The sequence below is a fragment of the Pseudoduganella sp. jia 9 genome, from assembly GCF_055502615.1.
On record NZ_JBUPWE010000008.1, the window covers coordinates 228,511 to 249,807 of the forward strand.

A 21,297-nucleotide genomic window follows, 5' to 3' on the forward strand; every position below is an offset into this window, starting at 1 on the left:
CGAAAGACCTCAAAACGTGTGGAAGGCCTCCAGTATTTCCGGCGCGCACAGCCGGGTCAACCGTGCGCGCGGTGAGTGTGCACTCATGGGCAGAGTGTCCAGTTACCGTTCAGTCAAGCGTGCGTTCCTTTAGTTCATGCCGCTTGTGCATGCCTATCGTTCAAGCCTCTTCCGTAACGAGCTTGTCGCCGACGTAGACGCGGTAGCGGCGGATACGGCCTGTCACGCCCTCCGGCCCCTGCCGCGGCGTGTAGCGCAGGCCCGCCACCTCGAACGGCGTGCCCAGGTCGAGCACCAGACGGTGCGGCGGCTGCGCCACCGACTTGCTGTAGGCCGAATGCCAGAAGTCGGTGTTCTGGCCATTGATGGCGTTGAGCGCCGTGCCGTCTTCCTTCGACGCTTCCTCGCTGCTGGCATAGGCGATCGTCCACAGCGTCTGGTTCAGCGTCTTGCCATCCTTGCCCAGCAGTGCCAGTTCGGCAATGGCGGCGAACGGCTTGCCGTCGAACGCATCCAGCGCCTCGATGCACAGCTGGCGGCCGCGGGCCGGCTGGGCAAACGGCACGTCCTGCGTGGCGCCGCCCGGCTGGAAGCGGCCTTCGTGCACCGGCTTCACGTCCTGCAGCGCCAGGCGCGCCGTGCTCGGCGGGCGCACCAGGTCGCGCTCCGGACGCAGCCGGTCGAGCACCGGCTTTGCCACGCCGGCGATGCGGTTGTCCTGCGGGCCGGTCAGGTCCAGCACCACGACCTCGTTGCGACCCGCCTTGATCCACGGGCCGGGCAGGTACATGGTCTGCGTCGGGCCGATACTCCAGTAGCGGCCCAGGCAGCGGCCGTTGATCCATACGATGCCCTGGCCCCAGCTCGTCATGTCGAGGAAGGTGTCGGCGGCGCTGGCGGCATCGAAACTGCCGCGCCAGAAGGCCGGGCCCCTGGTCTTGCCGGCTTTCCACTCCAGCGGCGGCAGCACGCCGTCCGCATCGAAGTCGATGGCCCTGATCTCCCAGTTCTCCAGCGCGATCGCTTCCTTCCCTTTTGCGCGCAGCGTCACCGGTCCGTGCAGGCCCTTGCGGTCGTGGATTTCCACGCCGAAGTTGACGCGGGCAATCGTGTACAGCAGGATTTCCAGCGTGGTGGTCTTCGTGCGGGCCGGCAGGTTGACGCGGAAACGGCGGTAGCGCGTATCCAGCGTGCCGACTTCCTTGCCGTCGATGTAGACCCACGCCAGGTCGCGCACCTTGGCCGCTTCCAGCACGGCGGCCGGCCCGGCGGGCAAGGTGACGCGGTAGACGATGACGCCGCGGCTGATGTCGTACTGCTCGATCGGTTTCGGCGTGACATCCCGGATGACGCGCGACGGCAGGTTGGCGAATACCGGCGCCGTCTCGGCCAGCGTAAAGGCGGGGATCGTCGTCACCGGCATGTGCGCGGGCGGCTGCGGCAGCGTCTCGCCGGGCGCCAGGTGCTTGCCGATGCCGGCGCGGTAGGCGTCGAACTTCTCGCCCACCCAGCCGGCCTCGCTGATCGGCGCATCGTAGTCGTAGCTGGTGGTGTCGGGACGGAAGGGCCGGTCGCAGCCGCCCCACAGCCCGAACGACGTGCCGCCGTGCGCCATGTACAGGCTGAACGAGCCGTTCGCCGCCAGCATGGCCTCGATGTCGGCCACCGCCTTGGCGGCGCTGCCGGTGCGGTGCGGCGCACCCCAGGTGTCGAACCACCCGGAATAATACTCGCCGCACATCAGCGGGCCTTTCTGCACCTTGGCCAGTTCGGCGAAGCCGCGCTGCGGATCGCTGCCGAAGTTCGCCACCGAGAACAGTTCGGGAATATGCGTCTTGGCCACCGCGTTGGTCGGGTTGCACTGGAACAGCGGCACGTCGAAGCCGCCGTCGAGCAGCGCCTTGCGCATGACGCGCATGTATTCCAGGTCTTCGCCGAAGAAGCCGTATTCGTTCTCGACCTGCACCATCAGGATCGGCCCGCCCTGGGTGACCTGCTGCGGGCCCAGCACGCGGCCCACTTCGCGCATCCAGCGGCGCACCGGCTGCACGAAGCTGTCGTCGCGGGTGCGCAGGAAGGCATCCGGCTTGCCGTTGCCGCCGCTCTTCAGCAGCCACCACGGCAGGCCGCCCATCTCCCATTCCGCGCACGCGTAGGGACCGGGGCGCAGGATCACCCACAGGCCCTCGGCCTGGGCCAGCCGGCAGAACTCGGCGGCGTCGCGCTGGCCGCTCCAGTCGTAGCGGCCTTCGCGCCATTCGTGGTAGTTCCAGAACAGGTACGCGCACACGGCGTTCAGGCCCATCGCCTTGATCGCCTTCAGCCGGTGGATCCAGTATTCGCGCGGCACGCGGGCGAAGTGCACTTCGCCGCAGCGGATCTGCACGGGCTTGCCGTCCAGCAGGAAGTCGTTGTCGCCGACGGCGAAGCGGTGCGCGGGGGCGGCGGCGGCGATCGAAGGGAGCAGGGTGCTGCCGACGGCAGCGGCGGTGCCGAGCAGTACGCGCCGGCGGGATGGCTGGTTGGTCATGTGGTTCTGGCTGTTGGTTGATGAAGGGCGCGCAGGCGCGCCAGGCAGACCAGGCACAGCGCCGAGAATACGGCGCCGCAGCCCAGGGTGAGACGGTAATCGTGGCCGGACAGGTCCAGCAGCGGGCCTTGCACGATGCCCAGCAGGATCATGCCGGACACCACGACGAAATCCTTGCTGGCGTTGAACTGCACGAAGCGCTCGCGCGGGAACAGCGCCATCGGCAGCGAGGCCGCGGCGGTCCACCAGGCCCCGGAGACGATCACGTGGCACAGGTACACGGCCTGGAAACTGGCGGCATCGTCGACCACCAGCGTGCCCAGCGCGGCCACCGCGCAGTACGACGCCATGACGATGGCGGAGATGCGCATCGCGCCGCAGCGGTCCACCAGCCAGCCGATGGCGAAGGCCGAGCCGATCGAGACGGCATAGCCGATCGCGGTCAGCATGCCCAGCGTGGCCTTCGGCACCGCGCTGGCGTGGGCGAAGAACTGGTAGAAGGTGTTGAACGGGTTGAAGGTGAACGCGGCGCAGGCAAACATCGCGATCGCCCACAGGACCGGCGGCGTCATGAACCCCTTGGGCAAGCCGCGGCCCCGCTCGCCCGGGGCGGCTGCCGCCGTGGCCCCGGCCGCAGGTTCGCGGACGCCGACGCACATCGCCACGATGCAGGCGCCGAACACCACGGCGGTGCAGGCGAGGATTTCGGCCAGGTAGTGGTCGGTGAGCGCAAACACCCAGGTGTGGAAGGCGATGCCGGCACCCAGCCCGACGATGCGGAACAGCGCGTAGAAGCGGCCCAGCCAGCCGAACGGCACCACGTCGTTGACCAGCCCCGTGAACAGCGACAGCGCGCACAGCGCCGCGCAGTCGAACAGGGTCCAGAACAGGCCGAACGCGGCCAGCCGGCAGATGCGCGCGCCCGGGGACCAGTCGCCCAGCGCCGCGTCGGCCGCCGCGCCCAGCGCGGGGGAGCATGCCAGGCCGACCAGGGCCAGGCAGCCGGCCGGTGCCGCCACCAGCAGGAACGGCCGGCGGCGCCCCAGGCGGCCGCGGTGCCGGTCCGAGTGCCAGCCCACGATCGGCACCACGAACATCGACAGCAGCGCCGGCACGGTGGACAGCAGCAGCGACGTGGCCGTATCCGATGCACCGGCCACGCGCAGCAGTTCCAGCGCGGACGGCAGCGCCGCGCGGTCGCGCATCGCGATGCCCAGGTCGCCCAGCAGCAGCCAGCCCAGCATGCCGGCCAGGGCGGCAGCACCGGCCGCGCTGCCTGGCATTATTGCGCCGGCCGCGCCGCGCAACATTCCTGCGCCGGCTGTGCTGCTTGCCTTTCCTGCTCCGGCTGTGCTGCCTGACTTTCCTGCGCGGGCTTCCGTGCTGGTCTTTCCCGCGCCGCTGTCCGGCCCGGCCATGCCACCGGCAACCGCGCCCGCCTCCTCGACGGAGTCGCGGGGCAGGGCGATGCCGGCAGCCTGCCGCATCATGCGGCCCCGTCGGCGGCGCCGGCTACCGGTCCGGTCGACTGCCGGACCACCAGTTCCATCGCGAACGGCACCCTCGCGGGAGGCACGGTGCCGCCCTGGGCCAGCGTGACCACGTCGCCCACCGCGCGCGCCGCCAGGTCGGCCAGCGGCTGGCGCATCGTCGTCAGCGGCGGGAACACGTGGCAGGAGAGGGGAATGTCGTCGAAGCCGATCACGGAAATATCGCCCGGCACCTTCAGGCCGCGGCTGTGGATCGCGTCGATCGCGCCATAGGCCATTTCGTCGTTGGCGGCAAAGATCGCCGTCGGTGCCCGCTTCAGGTCGAGCAGCTGCCGGGTGGCCGCGTTGCCGCCGGCCTGGTTGAACGCGCCGCCCACGACCAGGGCCGGATCGACGCGGATGCCGGCCGCGCGCAACGCATCCTTGTAGCCTTTTTCCCGCTCGGCGCTCTGGCCCGTATGCGAGGTGCCGGCCAGGAAGGCGATGCGGCGGTGGCCCAGCGCCAGCAGGTGCTCCACCGCCAGCCGCGCGCCGCTGCGGTTTTCCAGCGCCATCACGGGGAGGTTCACCGGCCGCGCGTCGTAGTGCACCAGCACGCACGGCATGCGGTGCTGCTCCAGTACGTCGAGGTAGCCGTCCGCGCCGTTCGGCATCACCAGCAGCAGGCCGTCGCACAGCTTGCTCAGCATGTCGACGGTGCCGGCGCGGGCCGGGCTGTCGAAGCGCTCGGCGTTGAACAGCAGGATGTCGTAGCCGCGTGCCCGGGCCTCGTTGCTGATCGCGCGCGTGACCTCGTGCAGCACCAGCGAACCGTAGTTGTTGACGAACACGCCGATCAGGTTGCTCTTGTCGCCGCGCATGCGGCGCGCCAGCATGTCCGGTGTGTAGTTGAGCTGCGCGGCCGCTTCCATGATGCGGGCGCGCGCCGCCTCGGAAACGTAGCCGACACCGCGGATCGCCCGCGACGCGGTGATCGGCGACACACCGGCGATTTTTGCCACTTCACTGAGCTTGCTGGTCTTGCGCATGGGCTGGACGCTGGCGATCTGTTGTTCTGGAGGCACCGACTGTACCAGAGCAGACATGGTTCCGGCAGGAATGTGGTCACGTTACCACATTGGCCATTTTTCCTGTTTGAACTTTATTCAATGGAGTCAATGACTTACGGCCGGGCCGTCAAACCGCTCAATTTGATGAGCGAATTTTTGAAAACAGCTTGTGGTAACGTGACCATAACTCGTGGCATCGAGATAACCATATTAGATCGGAGACGGAGATGAACAAGAAGCTTCTCGCCACCCTGCTGCCGCTGGCGCTCGCCGCGGCCTACGGCACCCATGCCAGTGCACAGGAAGCGGCCACCACGTCGGACGCGGCCGCACCGCAGGCCAGCGCGCAACCTGGGCCTGACGCCTCGGGCCAATCGACTACCGGCGGCACGACCGGCGCGGGCCCCGCGCCAGGCCAGGAGGCGGTCAGCACCGTCGTCGTCACGGGCTTCCGTTCCAGCCTGCAGAAGGCGCTGAACCTGAAGCAGCAGGCGATCGGCGTGCGCGACTCGATCGTGGCCGAGGACATCGGCAAGTTCCCCGAGGCGAACGTGGCCGAGTCGCTGCAGCGCGTGCCGGGCGTGATCCTGAACCGCGACGAAAGCTCCGGCGAAGGCCAGCGCATCTCGATCCGCGGCCTGCCCACCGAATACTCCGTCACCACGCTGAACGGCGCGCCGGTGAACACCACGTCGACCAGCACCATCGGCAGCGCCGCGCGCGGCTTCAACTACGACGTGTTCGCCTCCGAACTGTTCGGCCGCATCGACTTCTACAAGTCGCCGCTGGCCGAGCTGACCGAGGGCGGCCTGGGCGGCATCGTCGACCTGCAGACGCCGCGCCCGTTCGACAACCCGAAGCGCCAGGTGCGCTACGGCATCACGGCCGGCTACAACACGATGTCCGAGCGCTTCAACCCGGCCGGCTTCGCGCTGTATTCGAACACCTGGGGCAACTGGGGCTTCCTGGTCGGCGGCTCCCATTCCGGCAGCAAGAACAACCGCTCCGGCTTCGAGGCCACCGGCGGCTACAACAGTTCGGCCAACGGCAGCCGCACTCCGCTGCGCGGCAATTTCGCCGTGGCGCTCGACTACGATTCGCCGCTGGCCAACTTGGGCGGCTATACGCGCGACCAGATCGACAACGCGCTGCTGCCGCGCATCTATCGCTTCTACGGTTCGCAGAACGACCGCACCCGCGATGGCCTGGTCTCGTCGCTGCAGTACAAGAACGGTGGCCTGAACATCAGCTTCGACACGCTGTACTCGAAGCTGAAGAACGAGCGCGACGAGATGTACTTCGGCATCCTGGTGCGCAACAGCCGCACCACCAACCGCAATGCGCCGGCCGGCCAGAACGGCAACAACGGCTTCATTCCGCTCAATGTCAGCATCGATCCGGGATCGAACCTGCTGGAGGGTACCTTCGGCAACACCTCGTACAGCAGCGGCGTCACCTACGCCAACGATGAAACGGAATTCGGCTACGGTGCGCTGAACCTGACCTGGAAGGCCAGCGACAAGCTGACGTTTACCGCCCAGGCCAGCGCCAACAACAGCAGCGCGCTGTCGTACCAGAGCACGCTGTCCGGCCAGATCTTCGGCATCACCTCGACCATCGACTATGGCGACGACCACGTGTACCCGTCGATGTCGTCGCCGACCAGCTACACCGACCCGAACAACTTCCAGGGCTTCCAGATCGGTACCGGCTGGACCAAGGAATTCGACAAGGGCCGCCAGGCCCGCGCGGCGGCGGAGTACTCGTACGAGCTGCCCGGCGGCTGGACCGGCAAGATGAAGAGCGGCTTCTCGTTCGTGGAAACCACCAAGGGCATCGACAAGCGCAACGGCACTTCGCTGGCCACCGCGCGGCTGAACCAGCTGGGCAATGCCGGCCTGCGCGCCGGCATGACGTCGAACCTGCCGATCTCGAACCTGGACATGGGCGGCGGCTGGCCGAGCGCCTGGGGCACGTTCGACCGCGGCTACACGTACGGCACGTTCAATCCGCTCGAATACAACCCGAACTCCACGTTCACGCCGGCGCAGAGCTTCACCGCGCAGGAAAAGGTCAGTTCCGCGTTCGTGCAGTCGGACTTCCGTGGCGAGGTATTCGGCCGCGAACTGCGCTTCAATGCCGGCGTGCGCTACTCCGAAACCAAGACCTACATCGACAACTTCAAGCAGGCCGGCGCCAACAACGCCTATGTGCCGAACGAGGAAGAGGGCAAGTACAGCAACGTGATGCCGGCCGTCAGCGCCGCCTTCGACGTGACCGATACCCTGATGTGGCGTGCTTCGTGGGGCAAGACCATTTCCCGCGCATCGCTGGGCATCATCGCCGCGCAGACCGTCATCCCGAACCAGTTCGACAACACGGCCACCGCCGGCAATCCGAACCTGAAGCCGCAGCAGTCGAAGAACCTGGACACGAGCCTGGAGTGGTACTTCAAGCCGGGCAGCCTGCTGTCGGCCGGCTACTTCCGCAAGGTGCTGACGGATGCCACGGTGTCGACGACGCAGAACGTGACCTTCGGTTCGCTGGGCCTGCCGGAAACGGCGCTGGGCCCGATCTTCCAGGATGCCAACGGCCGCATCGATCCGAACCTGCCGATGACGCTGCGCACGTACTCGAACGCGGGCAAGCAGGTACTGAAGGGCTACGAGCTGGCCTACCAGCAGGCATTCGACTTCCTGCCCGATCCGTTCAAGGGCTTCGGCGCGCTCGCCAGCTTCACCCACATCGATCCGTTCAACAGCCAGCGCTGGATCACCAACGCGGGCCGCGAGATCGAAGTCAACTCGGTGCCGAAGTTCGCCTACAGCACCACCGGCTACTATGAGCGGGGCCCGCTGGCGGTGCGCCTGTCGTGGAACTACAAGGGCCGCTCGCTGCATGGCGACAACCCGCGCAACAACGGCGATGACCTGATCCGCTGGCGCGCTGCCCGCGGCTACCTGGACGGCAACATCAGCTACAAGATCAGCGACAAGCTGGAACTGCGGCTCGATGCACTGAACCTGTCCAACACGCTGACCTACGACTACTTCGAGGATGCCAACGGCGTGTACGGCAGCGGCAAGAAGACCCGGATGGACTACGCCAAGTACGACGGCCGCACGATCAAGATCGGCATCCGCGGTTCGCTGTAATGCGGGGACTGATCCGAGGTGGCGCGGCGGCGCCGCGGCTGGCGCTCCCGCTGGCTGCGGCCCTGCTGATTCCCCTGCTGGCTGGCTGCGCCGGCGGCAGCCAGCCGGCCGCCAGGGCCGATGTGAAGCTCATCGACGTGGCGCCCGGCTGGGCCGACAACTCCGTCAACGCCGTCATCTTCCGGCGTCACGCGCTGGTCAGCGACCGCGAATGGCAATTCATCGCGTTCTACGATGCCGACGGGCGCGTGGTGCTGGGCCGGCGCAAGCCGGATGCCGCGTCCTGGGAGCTGTCGCCCACGCAGTACAAGGGCAATGTGCGCGATGCCCACAACAGCATCAGCATCGGCCTGGATGCCGCCGGCGTGCTGCACGTGGCCTTCGATCATCACAATGGCCCGTTGCGCTACGCCCGCGGCACCGCGCCGCATGCATTGTCCCTGGGCGCCGAAGAGCCGATGACGGGCCGCGACGAGCGTTCCGTCACCTATCCCGAGTTCCACCCGCTGGCCGATGGCGGCATGCTGTTCCTGTACCGCGACGGCGGTTCGGGCCGGGGCAACCTGGTGGTGAACCGCTACGATCCGGAGGCGAAGCGGTGGGCGCGGCTGCACGACAACCTGATTTCCGGCGAGGGAAAACGCAACGCCTACTGGCAGGCTGCCGTGGACGGGCAGGGCACGCTGCACCTGTCGTGGACCTGGCGCGAGTCGCCGGATGTCGCCAGCAACCACGACATCGCCTATGCGCGCTCGCGCGACGGCGGCATCACGTGGGAGGACAGCCGCGGCCGCAGGCTGGCGCTGCCGGTCACCGAGGCCAGCGCCGAAGTGGCGGCGCGCGTGCCGCAGAAAAGTGAGCTGATCAACCAGACGTCGATGACCGCGGACGGCGCCGGCCGGCCTTACATCGCCACGTACTGGCGCAAGGCGGGCGAAACGGTGCCGCAGTACCGCATCGTGCACCTGGGCGAGGGCGGCTGGCGCACGCTGGACCTGCCATTCCGGCGCACGCCGTTCTCGCTGTCCGGCATGGGCACGAAGGCGATTCCGGTGTCGCGGCCGCAACTCGTCGTGGACCAGGCGGGCGCCAATGCCCTGCTGCTGTTCAGGGACGAGGAGCGCGGCAGCAAGGTGTCCGCGGCGCTGGTCGATATCGCGCGCGGCAGCTGGACGGTGCGCGATCTCGCGGAGGCGCCGGTGGGCGCGTGGGAACCGAACCTGGACCCGGAGCGCTGGCGGCGCACGGGCGAATTGAACCTGTTCGTGCAGGACGTGCGGCAGGCGGATGGCGAAGGACTGGCACGCGGAGCGCCATCGATGGTGCGCGTGCTGGCGTTCAAACCGAAGGAGTGGAATCGATGAAGCAACAGGTGAACAGGCAATACGCGGCCAAGGGAATGCTGCTGGTCGCGGCATTCGTGCTGGCCGGCTGTGCGGCGCAGCAGGCGGCACGCGACAGTGGGGGGCCGCAGGGCAGGGCGGAGGTGGTGGCCGCGATGGACAAGGTGAACGGCTACTGGCAGAAGACCACGCCGTCGAAGGAATGGCCGTTCTGGAACGTCGCCGCCTACCACACCGGCAACCTGGAAGCGTACAAGATCACGAAGAACGCGGCCTACCTGCGCTACACGCAGGACTGGGCGGAGCACAACAAGTGGATGGGCGCCAAATCCACCGACAGGTCGAAATGGAAATACACGTACGGCGAGACCGACGAGCACGTGCTGTTCGGCGACTGGCAGACCTGCTTCCAGGTCTATGCCGACCTGTACAAGCTGCAGCCCGATCCGGTGAAGATCGCCCGCGCCCGCGAGGTGATGGAATACCAGATGAGCACCCCGAACAACGATTACTGGTGGTGGTCGGATGGCCTGTACATGGGCATGCCGGTGATGTCGCGCCTGTATTCGATCACCGGCAACAAGCAGTACCTCGCCAAGATGCACGAGTACTTTGCGCACGCGCGCAAGATCATGTACGACGAGGACGCCAAGCTGTTCTTCCGCGATGAGCGCTACGTCTACCCGAAGCACAAGAGCGTCAATGGCGTGAAGGACTTCTGGTCGCGCGGCGTGGGCTGGGTGTTCGCGGCATTGCCGCGCGTGCTGGACGACCTGCCGAAGGACGATCCGCACCGCGCCGAGTATGAACAGATGTTCCGCGACATGGCGGCATCGCTGAAGAAGGCGCAGCAGGCCGACGGGTACTGGACGCGCAGCCTGCTCGACCCGGCCCACGCGCCGGGGCCGGAAACCAGCGGCACCGCGTTCTTCACCTATGGCTACCTGTGGGGCATCAATAACGGCCTGCTGGACAAGGGCGAATACCTGCCGACCGCACGGAAGGGCTGGGACTTCCTGACGAAGACCGCGGTGCAGGAAGACGGCCGCCTGGGCTACGTGCAGCCGATCGGCGACCGGGCGATCCCGGGACAGGTGGTGGACAGGAACTCGACCGCGCATTTCGGCGTGGGGGCCTTCCTGCTGGCCGGGGCGGAAATGGTGCGCTTGATCGATAAAGGGGGGAATTGATGGAACGTCGTAACTTCATGCGCGGCCTGGCCGCCGCGCCGGGGGCTGCGCTGCTGGCCGGCGGTGGCGATGCGCTGGCTGCCGGACAGCCTGGATCGGTGTCGTCGTCGCCGGCCGATGCGCGCGCCTTCCAGCTCGGCCTGATGCAGCGGATGGCCGAGCCGGTGCTGGCCAACATGGCGAAGGGCCAGCTGAAAAAGACCTTCCAGCTGGAGGTCAGTCCCACGTGGGATGGCCGCGACAAGGGCGTCACGTACCTGGAATGCTTCGGGCGGCTGATCGCCGGCGTGGCGCCGTGGCTGGAACTGCCGGACGACGCCACGCCGGAAGGCAAGTCGCGGAAGCGGCTGCGCGAGCTGGCGGTGCAGAGCTACGTCCATTCGGTCGATCCGAAGAGCCCCGACTACCTGCTGTGGAAGGGGCCGGGGCAGACGCTGGTCGATTCGGCGTACTTCACCAATGCGCTGATGCGCGCGCCGAAGGCGCTGTGGGAGCCGCTCGATGCGACGACGAAGCGCCGCATCGTCGCCGAGATCAAGAGCCTGCGCCGCATCGAGCCGCCGTACATCAACTGGCTGCTGTTTGCCGCGATGAACGAGGCGTTCCTGCTGTCGATCGGCGAAGAGCACGATCCGATGCGGATGAACGTGGCGATCCGCAAGATCAACGAGTGGTACATCGGCGACGGCTGGATCAAGGATGGCGAAGCGTTCCACTTCGACTATTACAGCTCCTATGTGATGTACCCGATGCTGGTGGAGATCCTGGAAGTGCTGGCGAAGCACAAGGGCCCGTTCTGGAACGGCAAGCCGGACGAGCTGCTGGCGCAGGCTTACCAGCGCATGCAGCGCTACGGCGAGCACCTGGAACGTTTCATCTCGCCGCAGGGCACCTGGCCGCCGGTCGGCCGCTCGCTGACCTACCGCACCGCCGTGTTCCAGCCGCTGGCGCTGCTGGCCTGGCGCAAGAAGCTGCCGAAGTCGCTGCCCGAGGGCCAGGTACGCGCCGCGCTGGACGCCGCCCACCGCGCGATCTGGACCACGCCATCGAACTTCACCAGCGACGGCTACCTGACGATCGGCTTCATGGGGCACCAGCCGGAACTGGGCGACTGGTACTCGAACAACGGCAGCATGTACATCGCCTCCGCCGGCTTCCTGTCGCTCGGCCTGCCCGCCACGGACAGCTACTGGACGTCGCCGGCGCAGGACTGGACGCAGAAGAGGGCATATTCGGGCGCGAAGTTCGCAAAGGATTATCCGGTCAACTATTAGGTTGTTGGGGACGGCGGGCTCCACATTACAGTCAACGCAGCAGGCTGGAAATCCCCGCGTCCACATCGTAAAAAATGGGGACGGACCCTGTTTTTCAGGAAATGTGTTCTGAAAAGCAGGCGGTCCGGCGATACGGTCCGTCCCGATTTCGCAGTTTCTATCCTGCGCCCTTGCTTGTGGACGGAAGAGCCAAGGGCGCGTAAGCCTGTTTGTCGCTGACGACGTGTCACCCGCCCCGGTCCGCGTCTATATCGACACCGGTATCCAGCAAGTGCCAGGTAACCAGTTCGTCCGGCAGGTCGAGGAGCCAGTCGCGCTGCGGTTGCGGGAACGACTGGCCCTCCCTCAGCCAGGCTTGCCGCCACGTGACGTTGACAATCCTTTGCAGAGGATGTTCGGGATCGATCCAGGGTTGCCAGATGCCCGTTGCGGGGCATGGAACGTCGCTGCCACAGGAGCGAAGTCGTTCCGGATGTTCCACGTTTCGTGCCAGCCCGCGCGCAGCTTTCGGGCGTACATCGCCATCGTCGGCATCGACGGTGAGCCAATGCTGCCACACCAGCCATGAGCCGACCGGCTTGCTGATAGGTCCGAATACGCGGGGCAGGATGAAGCGTTCTCCTCGCGCATACAGGGCAGGCGGCATGGCTGCCACGGCCTTCTGGACGACATCTGGAGCGCCGGGCGCTTGCGGTTGCCAGTAGCCGGCGAACGGCGCCGTCTTTTCCTGCGTTTGTTCGATACCGCGGCGCAGGTGGAATACGGGATCGAGCGTCTTGCAGGCGGCCTTTTGCGCAGGGGAGGCGGTCGTGCCGGGGAGTGGTGGAAAGCAGGCCCCCATTGCCGCTTCGATCAGGGTATAGGTGTCCCCATTCCAGGTGGGGATGTCTGCCGGGGGCAGGGGAAGTACACGGTCGAGGTTGGGGTAGCGGATGTCGGGGTTGAAATCCAGGTAGTCGGCCAGAACACGGTAGCGTTCACCGCGGGCCTTGTCGACGAACGGTGCGACCATTTCCGACAGCTTGAAGGGGTGATCGAAATCGATGTACAGATGAGTTGCGCACATGGCGCAGCCCAGTTTTACACCCAGATGCAGCGTCCGAAGCGCGCGCAACCGTGTTTCTCTGGGATCCGCGGCAATAATTTCGGCATGTGAGCCTTGCGGGTGCAGATAGCGGAAATGTAGCGGATATGCCGCATCGCCGAAGCCTTGTGCCAGTGCGCATTCGAACATCTTTGTCGCAACTGACATGTTTGCCCAGAATCCATCCTTGGGGCTGTCCCAGGTTGCATTCATCTTATTGGCCAGGAATGTCATTGACTGGGGATTCCCCATTTCCGCGGCCCGCAGCCAGAACGCATGGGCTCTCTCCACGTCGGCCGGCACGCCAGTGCCGTTGCTGTAATAAGTGCCCATACGGTCATATGCGGCAGGTACTCCCAGGCGCATCGCTTGCTCGACCAGAAGCAGTGCATCATCCGTACCATGCCTGGGGTCGCGTCCTTCGAGATACAGGCTGGCCAGGTTCAGCATGGCTTTCCAGTGGCGTCTTTCCGCTGCCTGCCGGGTCAATTCCACTATCCTCTTGTAGTCGCGATCGTCGACGTAGATCTCAGGGTCTTCGAGTGCGCGTGCTTCCTGAAACCACGCTTCTGCTTCCGCATCGATGGGAGGAATATGCCTTGTTTCATGTGTGCAGTTGAACGCTTTCATATGAGGATCGAACAGAGGCAATTCCTGCTCGCGCGGCAATGTATATTCGCTTAGATCAATCATCTTATATCCAAAGAATAGGGCGGGAAGGACTGTCACAACGACGACCAGTTTCCTGAGCAAGTGATGGCGGAGCAGCATGGCTTAGCCCAGGCGAATCGTTGAACTGCGTTCATCGGCCAGGGGTAACAGAAAGCCTGTCAGCTTCCCTCCAATCTTTTTTTGAAGCTCATTGGTGCGCATAAGAGCCTGGCACTGGCTGAATGCCTTTTCAATCTCGGCTTTGCTTCCGTCGCCACCATCGAACGCGCCCCCACTGAGCTGCTTCCATATCCTCCGCCGCAGATCCATCGTCAACTTCGGATCGATCGTGGCGAGGTTCAACTCGCTGTCCGCCGTCATGCTGCGCTGATTGAGATTGGCGCTGCCTAACGTACAAAACACATCGTCTACGAGCAGCAGTTTCGAGTGAATATAAATTTCGCGGTATCGCCACTGCGTGCCATCCGAACCGCATGCATTCAGCATCGCCGTGCAGACCTTGATGCCGCTTTCACGCTCCAGCCTTTTCGGATCAGGCTTGTCGATGCTGTTGGCATGCTGCACCACCTCCGGCAATGGACGATGGTTTTCCTGTGGCCGTCCGAACGTGCCATCCAGAGAATGTGGCGATGTGGGTTTTGTGGCGGCCATGCGCCGGTTTTCCTTGTCGATCATCGCCTGCTGGCCCTTCATCGCACCTTGCTCACCAAGGTGTGCCAACGCATCGTAGGTGCGGGGAATCATCTCCTTTCGTTCCGGTACGGGGATCACGACGAATACATGCAGGACAGGCATCTGAGCCGGGTGCTTGCCAGCTCCGGTACTGGCCTTGTTCCACAGTTTCATCACCTGGCGGCGTTTTTGCACAAGCCGCTTTGTCCAGTCCTCATACTGGAAATACTGGTTCTCCACGTAGAGGTAACGGAAAGCGAGACTGGCATTGTCCGCAGCCTTGAAATATAGGTCGCGTATCGTCAGGTCATTCTCCGCAGGTTGCGTGCGAACGATCTGGACGGTGCTGTCGTCCGGGCAGGGTTTGCGCAGCAATGCCGCCGGAATTCCCGCGTTCGCTGTGGCGGCGTTGAAGTCCACCGCCGATCCGCCACTTGGGGCATTCGATCTGGCCCTGTTCCACGCGCAGATGAAGTTGTTATACAAGGGGACCAACGCACCGCCTCGATCGATGCGGCAGGCGTAGTCGCGAAATGGTTTCAATGTCTTGAAGCCGCGTTCTTCAACGCTTGCCTTCGCTGCTTCAGCTGGACCTGCTTCTTCGCAACGAGGATCTTCCAGTTGATGCGCTGTCGTGTCCCAGTATTCCGTAACAGAATTCAACCCCATCACATAACCTACGGCCTTCGCACCGTCTGCATAGTCGAAATCGATCAGCAGAGGTTTTTGATGATGCGTGCCGAAAGACTCCATGCACGTTCTCTCCAGAATTCCCGGCTGCGTGGTTTCGGTCGACAGCTGCCGCTCGATACTGTCCCCATCACCATTGTGCAGCCGTACTTCGATATTCTTGAGCAAGCCTCCACGGGCGGCCCGATACCAGCTGAAGCAGTATTCCTTCCGCGCCAGCAGGGGAATGGTCTCTTCCGTGAACCGGAAGATGCCACGCTGATTCCTGATCGGATCGGATTTGCCGGACCTTGCCTCCCCGTGATGACAGCGCAGCAGCCCGATGCTGTTGGCGGCACTGAGTGTTCCGGCGTTCGTTTTCGATCCGCCATCCATTCGCCATACGTGCGTGTCATGCGTCATGCCCGGCATGTTGCGGGCCATGCCCGCCTTTGCCGCAGTCCAGTCGTACCACACCAGCAATCGGACTCGCACGCCGCGCTTTCCGGCGGCGATCAACAGGTCCCCATAGGTATCACCGCGAGGCCAGGTACCGTTGCGCGTGCGTTCGAGTTCCATCCCGGGATCGAATCCCCAGCAACAGATATCGATGCTGCACGTCGCGTTGCGTATTTCCTTTGCGATGTCCTGAAATCCTTCCTTCCCGCAGATGAACATCGTCAGCTTGTTGTTATGCGTGATCGGGTGTGTCGTTTTCCCCTTCAGGTTGCGGTTTTCCAGAAGCCACTGGACTGTGCAACGGGCTGTGCCAGTGCGTGCGTCCACATAGGTTGTTTCAGTGCGATTGATTGCCCCTGTCATGAATATCTCTCCATTCACCCATCGAAAAGTTCCAATGAGAAATATATGGATTGGTGAACTGTTGATGTTGCGTAGGGTCAACAATTAGGATGCCGGGTCGTCGGCCTTGAACTTCCAGCACTGCCTCGCTGCGCACAGGCCGTGTATCGCTCCCCCTCGGTGCCAAACTGATGCCGCGTGTTAAACTCCCCCGACGATCAACTCCGTTTCTCCGCAGTTTCGACATGTCCAACACCACGTTCAACATCACCCCCTCGACCGCCCCGGCCACCGCCGCGGACCGTGCACAAAAGCTGCAGGCCATCCAGTTCGGCCGCGTGTTCACCGACCACATGGCCGTCGTCAAGTACAGCAACGGCACCTGGCACGATCCGGAAGTGAAGGCCTATGGCCCGCTGTCGCTCGATCCGTCGGCCTCCGTGCTGCACTATGGCCAGGCGATCTTCGAGGGCTTCAAGGCTTACCGCCAGCCGGACGGCGCGATCAGCCTGTTCCGCCCGGAGCAGAACGCCGAGCGCTTCAACCGCAGCGCGCACCGCCTGGCGATGCCGTCGATCCCGAAGGAGCTGTTCATCGGCGCCGCCGATGCGCTGGTGAAGATCGACCAGGCGTGGGTGCCGGGCGGTTCCGGCGAGAGCCTGTATCTGCGTCCGTTCATGATCGCCACCGACCCGTTCCTGGGCGTGCGGCCATCCAACGAATACCTGTTCCTGCTGATCGCCTCGCCGGCCGGCGAGTACTTCCCGCAGGGCCTGAAGCCGGTCAGCGTGTGGGCCAGCAAGGAATACGTGCGCGCCGCGCCGGGCGGCACCGGTGAAGCCAAGTGCGCCGGCAACTATGCGGCCAGCCTGCTGGCGCAGGCCGAGGCGACGCAGCATGGTTGCGACCAGGTGATCTGGCTGGACGCCATCGAGCGCGAGTACATCGAGGAAATGGGCGGCATGAACCTGTTCTTCGTCTACCGGAAAGAGGGCAAGCCGGTCATCGTCACGCCGCAACTGACCGGCACGCTGCTGCCGGGCATCACGCGCTCGACCCTGCTGCAACTGGCCGCCGACGAAGGCTATCAAGCCGAGGAACGCCGCCTGTCGCTGACGGAAGTGCGCGAGGCCATCGCCTCCGGCGAAATCTCCGAAGTGTTCGCCTGCGGCACCGCCGCCGTCATCACGCCGGTGGGCCTGATCAAGGGCCGCGGCTTCGAGGTGACCGTCAACAACAATGAAAACGGCCCGGTCGCGCTGGCCCTGCGCGATGCGCTGCTGGGCATCCAGCGCGGCACGGCGGCCGATACGCACGGCTGGCTGCACAAGGTCGCGCTGGCCTGAGGTGCAAGTGACGCACTTCGTTGCCTGGAAAATGGGGCGGTCCGGCGCTCCGGCAGACCCCATTTTCCAGGCAACTTTCTGAACAATATCGGTAACCCAGAAGGAGCAAACATGGCCGGATTCAGTATCAACCTCGAAGAAAAGACCCTGTCGAACGACAATTTCCGCGAAGTGCTGTTCACCACGCCGCAAAGCCAGCTGGTCGTGATGACCCTGCAGGCCGGCGAAGAGATCGGCGCCGAGAAGCATGACGACACCGACCAGTTCATCCGCGTCGAAGCGGGGCAGGGCAAGGCGATCCTCGACGGCGAGGAACATGCGCTGGAAGACGGCGTCGGCGTCGTGATCCCGGCCGGCACGCACCACAACGTGATCAACACCGGCAGCGAGCCGCTCAAGCTGTACACGCTGTACACGCCGCCCGAGCACCCGGACGGCACGATCCACAAGGACAAGGCCGAGGCGGATGCCTACGAGGCAGCGCACGGCCACCATTGATGCCGGCAGCGCGGCGCAAGGCGCCGCGCAAATGAAAAGCGATACCGTCGAGGTATCGCTTTTTTTTTGCGCGCTCGCCTGCGCCGTTTCCTCAAAAACAGGGTCCGTCCCTGATTTTCCGTTCTGCGGCATGCGCGCTCTTTCCTGGAAACAGGGGTACGTCCCCAGTTTTGGTGTCAGGTAACCGAAGATGGCAGGTTTGCAATTGATATGCGCTACCAAATGGTTGCGCATATCACACTGGTCTGACCAGTTCGATTGCCTGCTGTCATAGGGGAAAGTGCTTCGAAGAGACAAGGTGTTGCGCAAATGGTAGCGCTTAACAAACGATGTTAAAAAATGTTGACTTTGTTTCGTGCGACTCCTAAACTCGATTCCGCTGTGCTACCAAAAGGCAACAGATAGCACGGCAGTGCTGATAAAAACAGGAGACAGACCATGAATCATCGAACGACCGCCGGCCGGCGCGTCGCGCTCGGCTTGACCGTGATGGCAAGCATGATCGCCCAGGCTTACGCCCAGGACACCACCGCTAACACCGCTACCACCACCCCGAATACCGCCACGGCCGCCGAAGCGCCGATGCAGACCGTGCAAGTCACGGGCTACCGCAACAGCCTGCTTTCCTCCGCGCGTGACAAGAAGGAATCCGTGGGCTTCCAGGATTCGATCAATGCCGAAGACCTGGGTAAATTCCCGGACAAGAACCTGGCCGAATCGCTGAGCCGCGTCCCTGGCGTGCAAGTGGCGCGCGACGTGACCGGCGAGGGCATGACGATCCAGATCCGCGGCCTGGGTTCTTCGTTCACGAAGATCCTGCTGAACAATTCGCCGATCGCGGTGGCCTCGTCCGGCCCGATCGACGGCGCCAACACGAACCGCGAAGTCGACCTGGACCTGCTGCCGACCGACCTGTTCACCAAGCTCACCGTCAGCAAGAGCCCGACCGCAGGCCAGATCGAAGGCGGCGCCGCCGGCGTCGTCAACCTGCGCAGCGCGCGGCCCTTCGACAAGGAAGGCAGGCAGCTGTCGATGGGCATCACCGGCACCAAGCAGCAGATCGCCGACAAGGCCGGCTTCCGCGGCAATGTGATCGCATCGAACACGTGGGGCGGCAAGTTCGGCCTGCTGGGCGGCATCTCGTTCTCGCGCCAGGAAAACCGCACCACCGGCTTCGAGACCGTCGGCTGGACCAACCCGAACCTGACCGCGGCGCAAAGCAATTCGCCGGGCCGCAACGCCACCGGCGGCGGCAACTGGACCATTCCTGCCGTCGTGCCGGCCAATGCCGGCAACGGCCTGGTGCCGGGCACCGCGATCAACCAGGCATTCCTGCTGGCGAACAATCCCGGCCTGTCGATCGACCAGATCGACAACGCGATCGTGCCGCGCCTGGGCCGCACGATGGAGTACTACGGTAACCGCGACAAGATCTCCGTCGTGCTGGCCGGCGAATACCGTCCGACCGAAGACCTGCACTTCTACCTGGACACGATGTACAGCAAGAAGGACGATGACATGCAGCGCAATGCCTACACGTGGGCAGTGCGGAACAATGGCTCGATCCCGCTGAACATGGAAGTCGATCGCAGCGACTGCGCCGACGGCTGCGTGGTCACCAAGGGCACCTTCGCCAACGCGCTGAACTTCATCGAGTTCGGCCCGCGCCGCGACAAGGTCGACCTGCTGGGCATCAACCCGGGCGTGGAATGGAAGATCACGCCGAAGCTGACGTTCGATGCGTCCGGCAACTGGAACCGCAGCCGCTTCACGCACGAAGCGCCGACGATCATGCCGATCACGGCCCCGAACAGCGGCAACACGATCACGTATGAAAACAATGGCGGTGTGCCGTCGATCGTGTCGAACCTGGACCTGAACAACCCGGCCAGCTACCAGTGGGTGGGCGGCCGCGTCAACATCCAGAACGAACTGCGCGAAACGGAAACCAAGGGCTTCCACACCAACATGGCGTGGGGCGACAAGAAGCTGACGATCCGCACCGGCTTCGCCTGGGACGACATCAACCGCACCATCCGCGCGCAGGACAACTCGGCCGCATGGCAGGCTGCCGTCTGCGGCAACAACCCGAGCGTATTCCTGCAGGGCCCGAACGGCGCGCCGCCGTGCGATGGCGCCAACACGCCGGGTGCTTCGGCCGCCGCCCTGTATCCGGGCTACGGCACCGGCTACACCGCCGGCCAGAACGCCGCACTGACCTATGGCGGTTCGCTGATCCCGAACGCCGCGCTGCAGAACTACCTGGTGCCTGGCCCGTACGGCCGCCTGGCGCTGGACTGGGACCGCTTCCGCAACGATTCGAACTACGACTACTTCAACAGCACGGCACCGGATTCGGGCGCCTCGTCGACCGGCGCCAGCGCCGGCTACATCCGCGAGAAGTCGAAGGCGATCTACGTGGAAGCGAACGGCGAACTGCAGCCGGCCGGCTTCAACCTGCGCTGGAATGCCGGCGTGCGCTACGTGCGCACCGAGCAGCAGGTGGGCTCGCTGAACTCGACGGCCGATCCGCGCAATGCCAACCTGACGCTGAACGGCAGCAAGTACCCGAACATCAGCCAGTGGGTGTACCAGAACACCGAGTACAGCAACACGCTGCCATCCGGCACCATTGCGCTGGACCTGACCAAGGACGTGGTCTTCCGCGCCGCCGCTTCGCGCAGCATGACCCGCGTGAACCCGAACGACCTGCGCCCGGGCATCAACTTCTCCGGCGTCTCGGCGGACGTGGGCACGATCGGCAATCCGGGCCTGAACCCGTACCTGTCGGATAACATCGACCTGGGCGTGGACTGGTACACGGGCCGCGAAGGCTACCTGTCGGTGACCGCGTTCCAGAAGCGGCTGAACGGCTTCACGGTGAACGAGAACATCACGATGCCGTTCTCCAACCTGGCCCAGTACGGTATCAACTACAACACGCTGATCCCGACGCAGCAACTGGCGATCGATTCACGCGGCGGTCCGAACAACGCGACCGTGGTGATGACCCGTCCGCGCAACGCCGATGGCATCCTGCGTATCCGCGGTCTGGAAATCGGCTGGGTGCAGCCGCTCGACAAGATCCTGCCGTGGCGCGGTTTCGGCATCAACGAAACGCTCACGCTGATCAACCAGAAGGCCAGCGGCGAAGGTTCTTCCGGCTTCATCGCGCTGGGCGTGCCGAAGAAGACCAACAACTTCGGCGTCTACTACGAGAACTACGGCTACATGCTGCGCTTCATGCACACGTACTCGCAGGGCAGCCAGGTGGCCAACGCCAACCAGAGCGGCATCACGAAGGCGGCGCTGTTCGGCCGCGACTACAAGCAGCTGGATTTCTCGTCGAGCTTCGAGCTGGACCAGATCTTCGACCGCGAAGGCCTGCCGATGCTGACGTTCGACATCGTCAACCTGAACAAGGCCAAGCGCAGCGGCTACTTCCAGTACGGGAACGCCACGATGTCGCAGTACGAGCCGGGCCGCACCTTCGCCCTCGGCCTGCGCATGAAGTTCTGATGCGC

General features: G+C 64.6%; 12 protein-coding genes. 7 read left to right on the top strand and 5 right to left on the bottom strand.

What is annotated here, in order from left to right; genetic code table 11:
- Positions 1-160 precede the first annotated feature (160 nt).
- The 3 genes from ACY34H_RS12150 to ACY34H_RS12160 all read right to left on the bottom strand — a co-directional run bounded on the left by ACY34H_RS12150 (position 161) and on the right by ACY34H_RS12160 (position 5,105).
- Complete coding sequence (locus ACY34H_RS12150; protein WP_464977749.1) at positions 161-2,530, bottom strand: beta-galactosidase; 2,370 nt, start codon at positions 2,528-2,530, stop codon at positions 161-163.
- A complete protein-coding gene (locus ACY34H_RS12155) occupies positions 2,527-3,813 on the bottom strand; it encodes an MFS transporter (RefSeq protein WP_464977750.1) in 1,287 nt (428 codons plus the stop codon). The genes ACY34H_RS12150 and ACY34H_RS12155 overlap by 4 nt, the downstream gene beginning before the upstream one ends.
- A 203-nt stretch (positions 3,814-4,016) precedes the next feature.
- A complete protein-coding gene (locus ACY34H_RS12160; RefSeq protein WP_464977751.1) occupies positions 4,017-5,105 on the bottom strand; it encodes a LacI family DNA-binding transcriptional regulator in 1,089 nt (362 codons plus the stop codon).
- 191 nt (positions 5,106-5,296) lie between these two features.
- Here ACY34H_RS12160 and ACY34H_RS12165 point away from each other — a divergent pair, with 191 nt between their 5' ends.
- From ACY34H_RS12165 to ACY34H_RS12180, 4 genes are read left to right on the top strand one after another with little or no spacing between them, the layout of a single operon-like run.
- Positions 5,297-8,224, top strand: a complete 2,928-nt coding sequence (locus tag ACY34H_RS12165; RefSeq protein ID WP_464977752.1) for a TonB-dependent receptor — start codon at positions 5,297-5,299, stop codon at positions 8,222-8,224.
- Positions 8,224-9,588 carry a BNR repeat-containing protein gene (locus tag ACY34H_RS12170; protein WP_464977753.1) on the top strand — a complete coding sequence of 455 codons (1,365 nt, stop codon included), beginning with the start codon at positions 8,224-8,226 and terminating at the stop codon, positions 9,586-9,588. The genes ACY34H_RS12165 and ACY34H_RS12170 overlap by 1 nt, the downstream gene beginning before the upstream one ends.
- On the top strand, positions 9,585-10,757 hold the full coding sequence (locus ACY34H_RS12175) for a glycoside hydrolase family 88/105 protein (RefSeq protein ID WP_464977754.1): 1,173 nt from the start codon (positions 9,585-9,587) through the stop codon (positions 10,755-10,757). The genes ACY34H_RS12170 and ACY34H_RS12175 overlap by 4 nt, the downstream gene beginning before the upstream one ends.
- Positions 10,757-12,031, top strand: a complete 1,275-nt coding sequence (locus tag ACY34H_RS12180) for a DUF2264 domain-containing protein (RefSeq protein WP_464977755.1) — start codon at positions 10,757-10,759, stop codon at positions 12,029-12,031. Before ACY34H_RS12175 ends, ACY34H_RS12180 begins: the two co-directional genes overlap by 1 nt.
- Positions 12,032-12,257: 226 nt before the next feature.
- Here ACY34H_RS12180 and ACY34H_RS12185 read toward each other — a convergent pair whose 3' ends face one another.
- Together ACY34H_RS12185 and ACY34H_RS12190 are read right to left on the bottom strand one after the other, a co-directional pair.
- Positions 12,258-13,808, bottom strand: a complete 1,551-nt coding sequence (locus ACY34H_RS12185; RefSeq protein WP_464977756.1) for an SEL1-like repeat protein — start codon at positions 13,806-13,808, stop codon at positions 12,258-12,260.
- An 81-nt stretch (positions 13,809-13,889) separates the two neighbouring features.
- Entirely contained in the window at positions 13,890-15,950 is a 2,061-nt protein-coding gene (locus ACY34H_RS12190) for a phospholipase D-like domain-containing protein (RefSeq protein WP_464977757.1), read from the bottom strand.
- Between the two features lie 224 nt (positions 15,951-16,174).
- Between ACY34H_RS12190 and ACY34H_RS12195 the strand changes: the two genes are divergently transcribed.
- The 3 genes from ACY34H_RS12195 to ACY34H_RS12205 all read left to right on the top strand — a co-directional run bounded on the left by ACY34H_RS12195 (position 16,175) and on the right by ACY34H_RS12205 (position 21,292).
- Positions 16,175-17,275: a branched-chain amino acid aminotransferase gene (locus ACY34H_RS12195; RefSeq protein ID WP_464977758.1), complete on the top strand. Its 1,101-nt coding sequence runs from the start codon at positions 16,175-16,177 to the stop codon at positions 17,273-17,275.
- A 111-nt stretch (positions 17,276-17,386) separates the two neighbouring features.
- Complete coding sequence (locus ACY34H_RS12200) at positions 17,387-17,773, top strand: cupin domain-containing protein (protein ID WP_464977759.1); 387 nt, start codon at positions 17,387-17,389, stop codon at positions 17,771-17,773.
- Between the two features lie 438 nt (positions 17,774-18,211).
- A complete protein-coding gene (locus ACY34H_RS12205) occupies positions 18,212-21,292 on the top strand; it encodes a TonB-dependent receptor (RefSeq protein WP_464977760.1) in 3,081 nt (1,026 codons plus the stop codon).
- Positions 21,293-21,297: the final 5 nt, after the last annotated feature.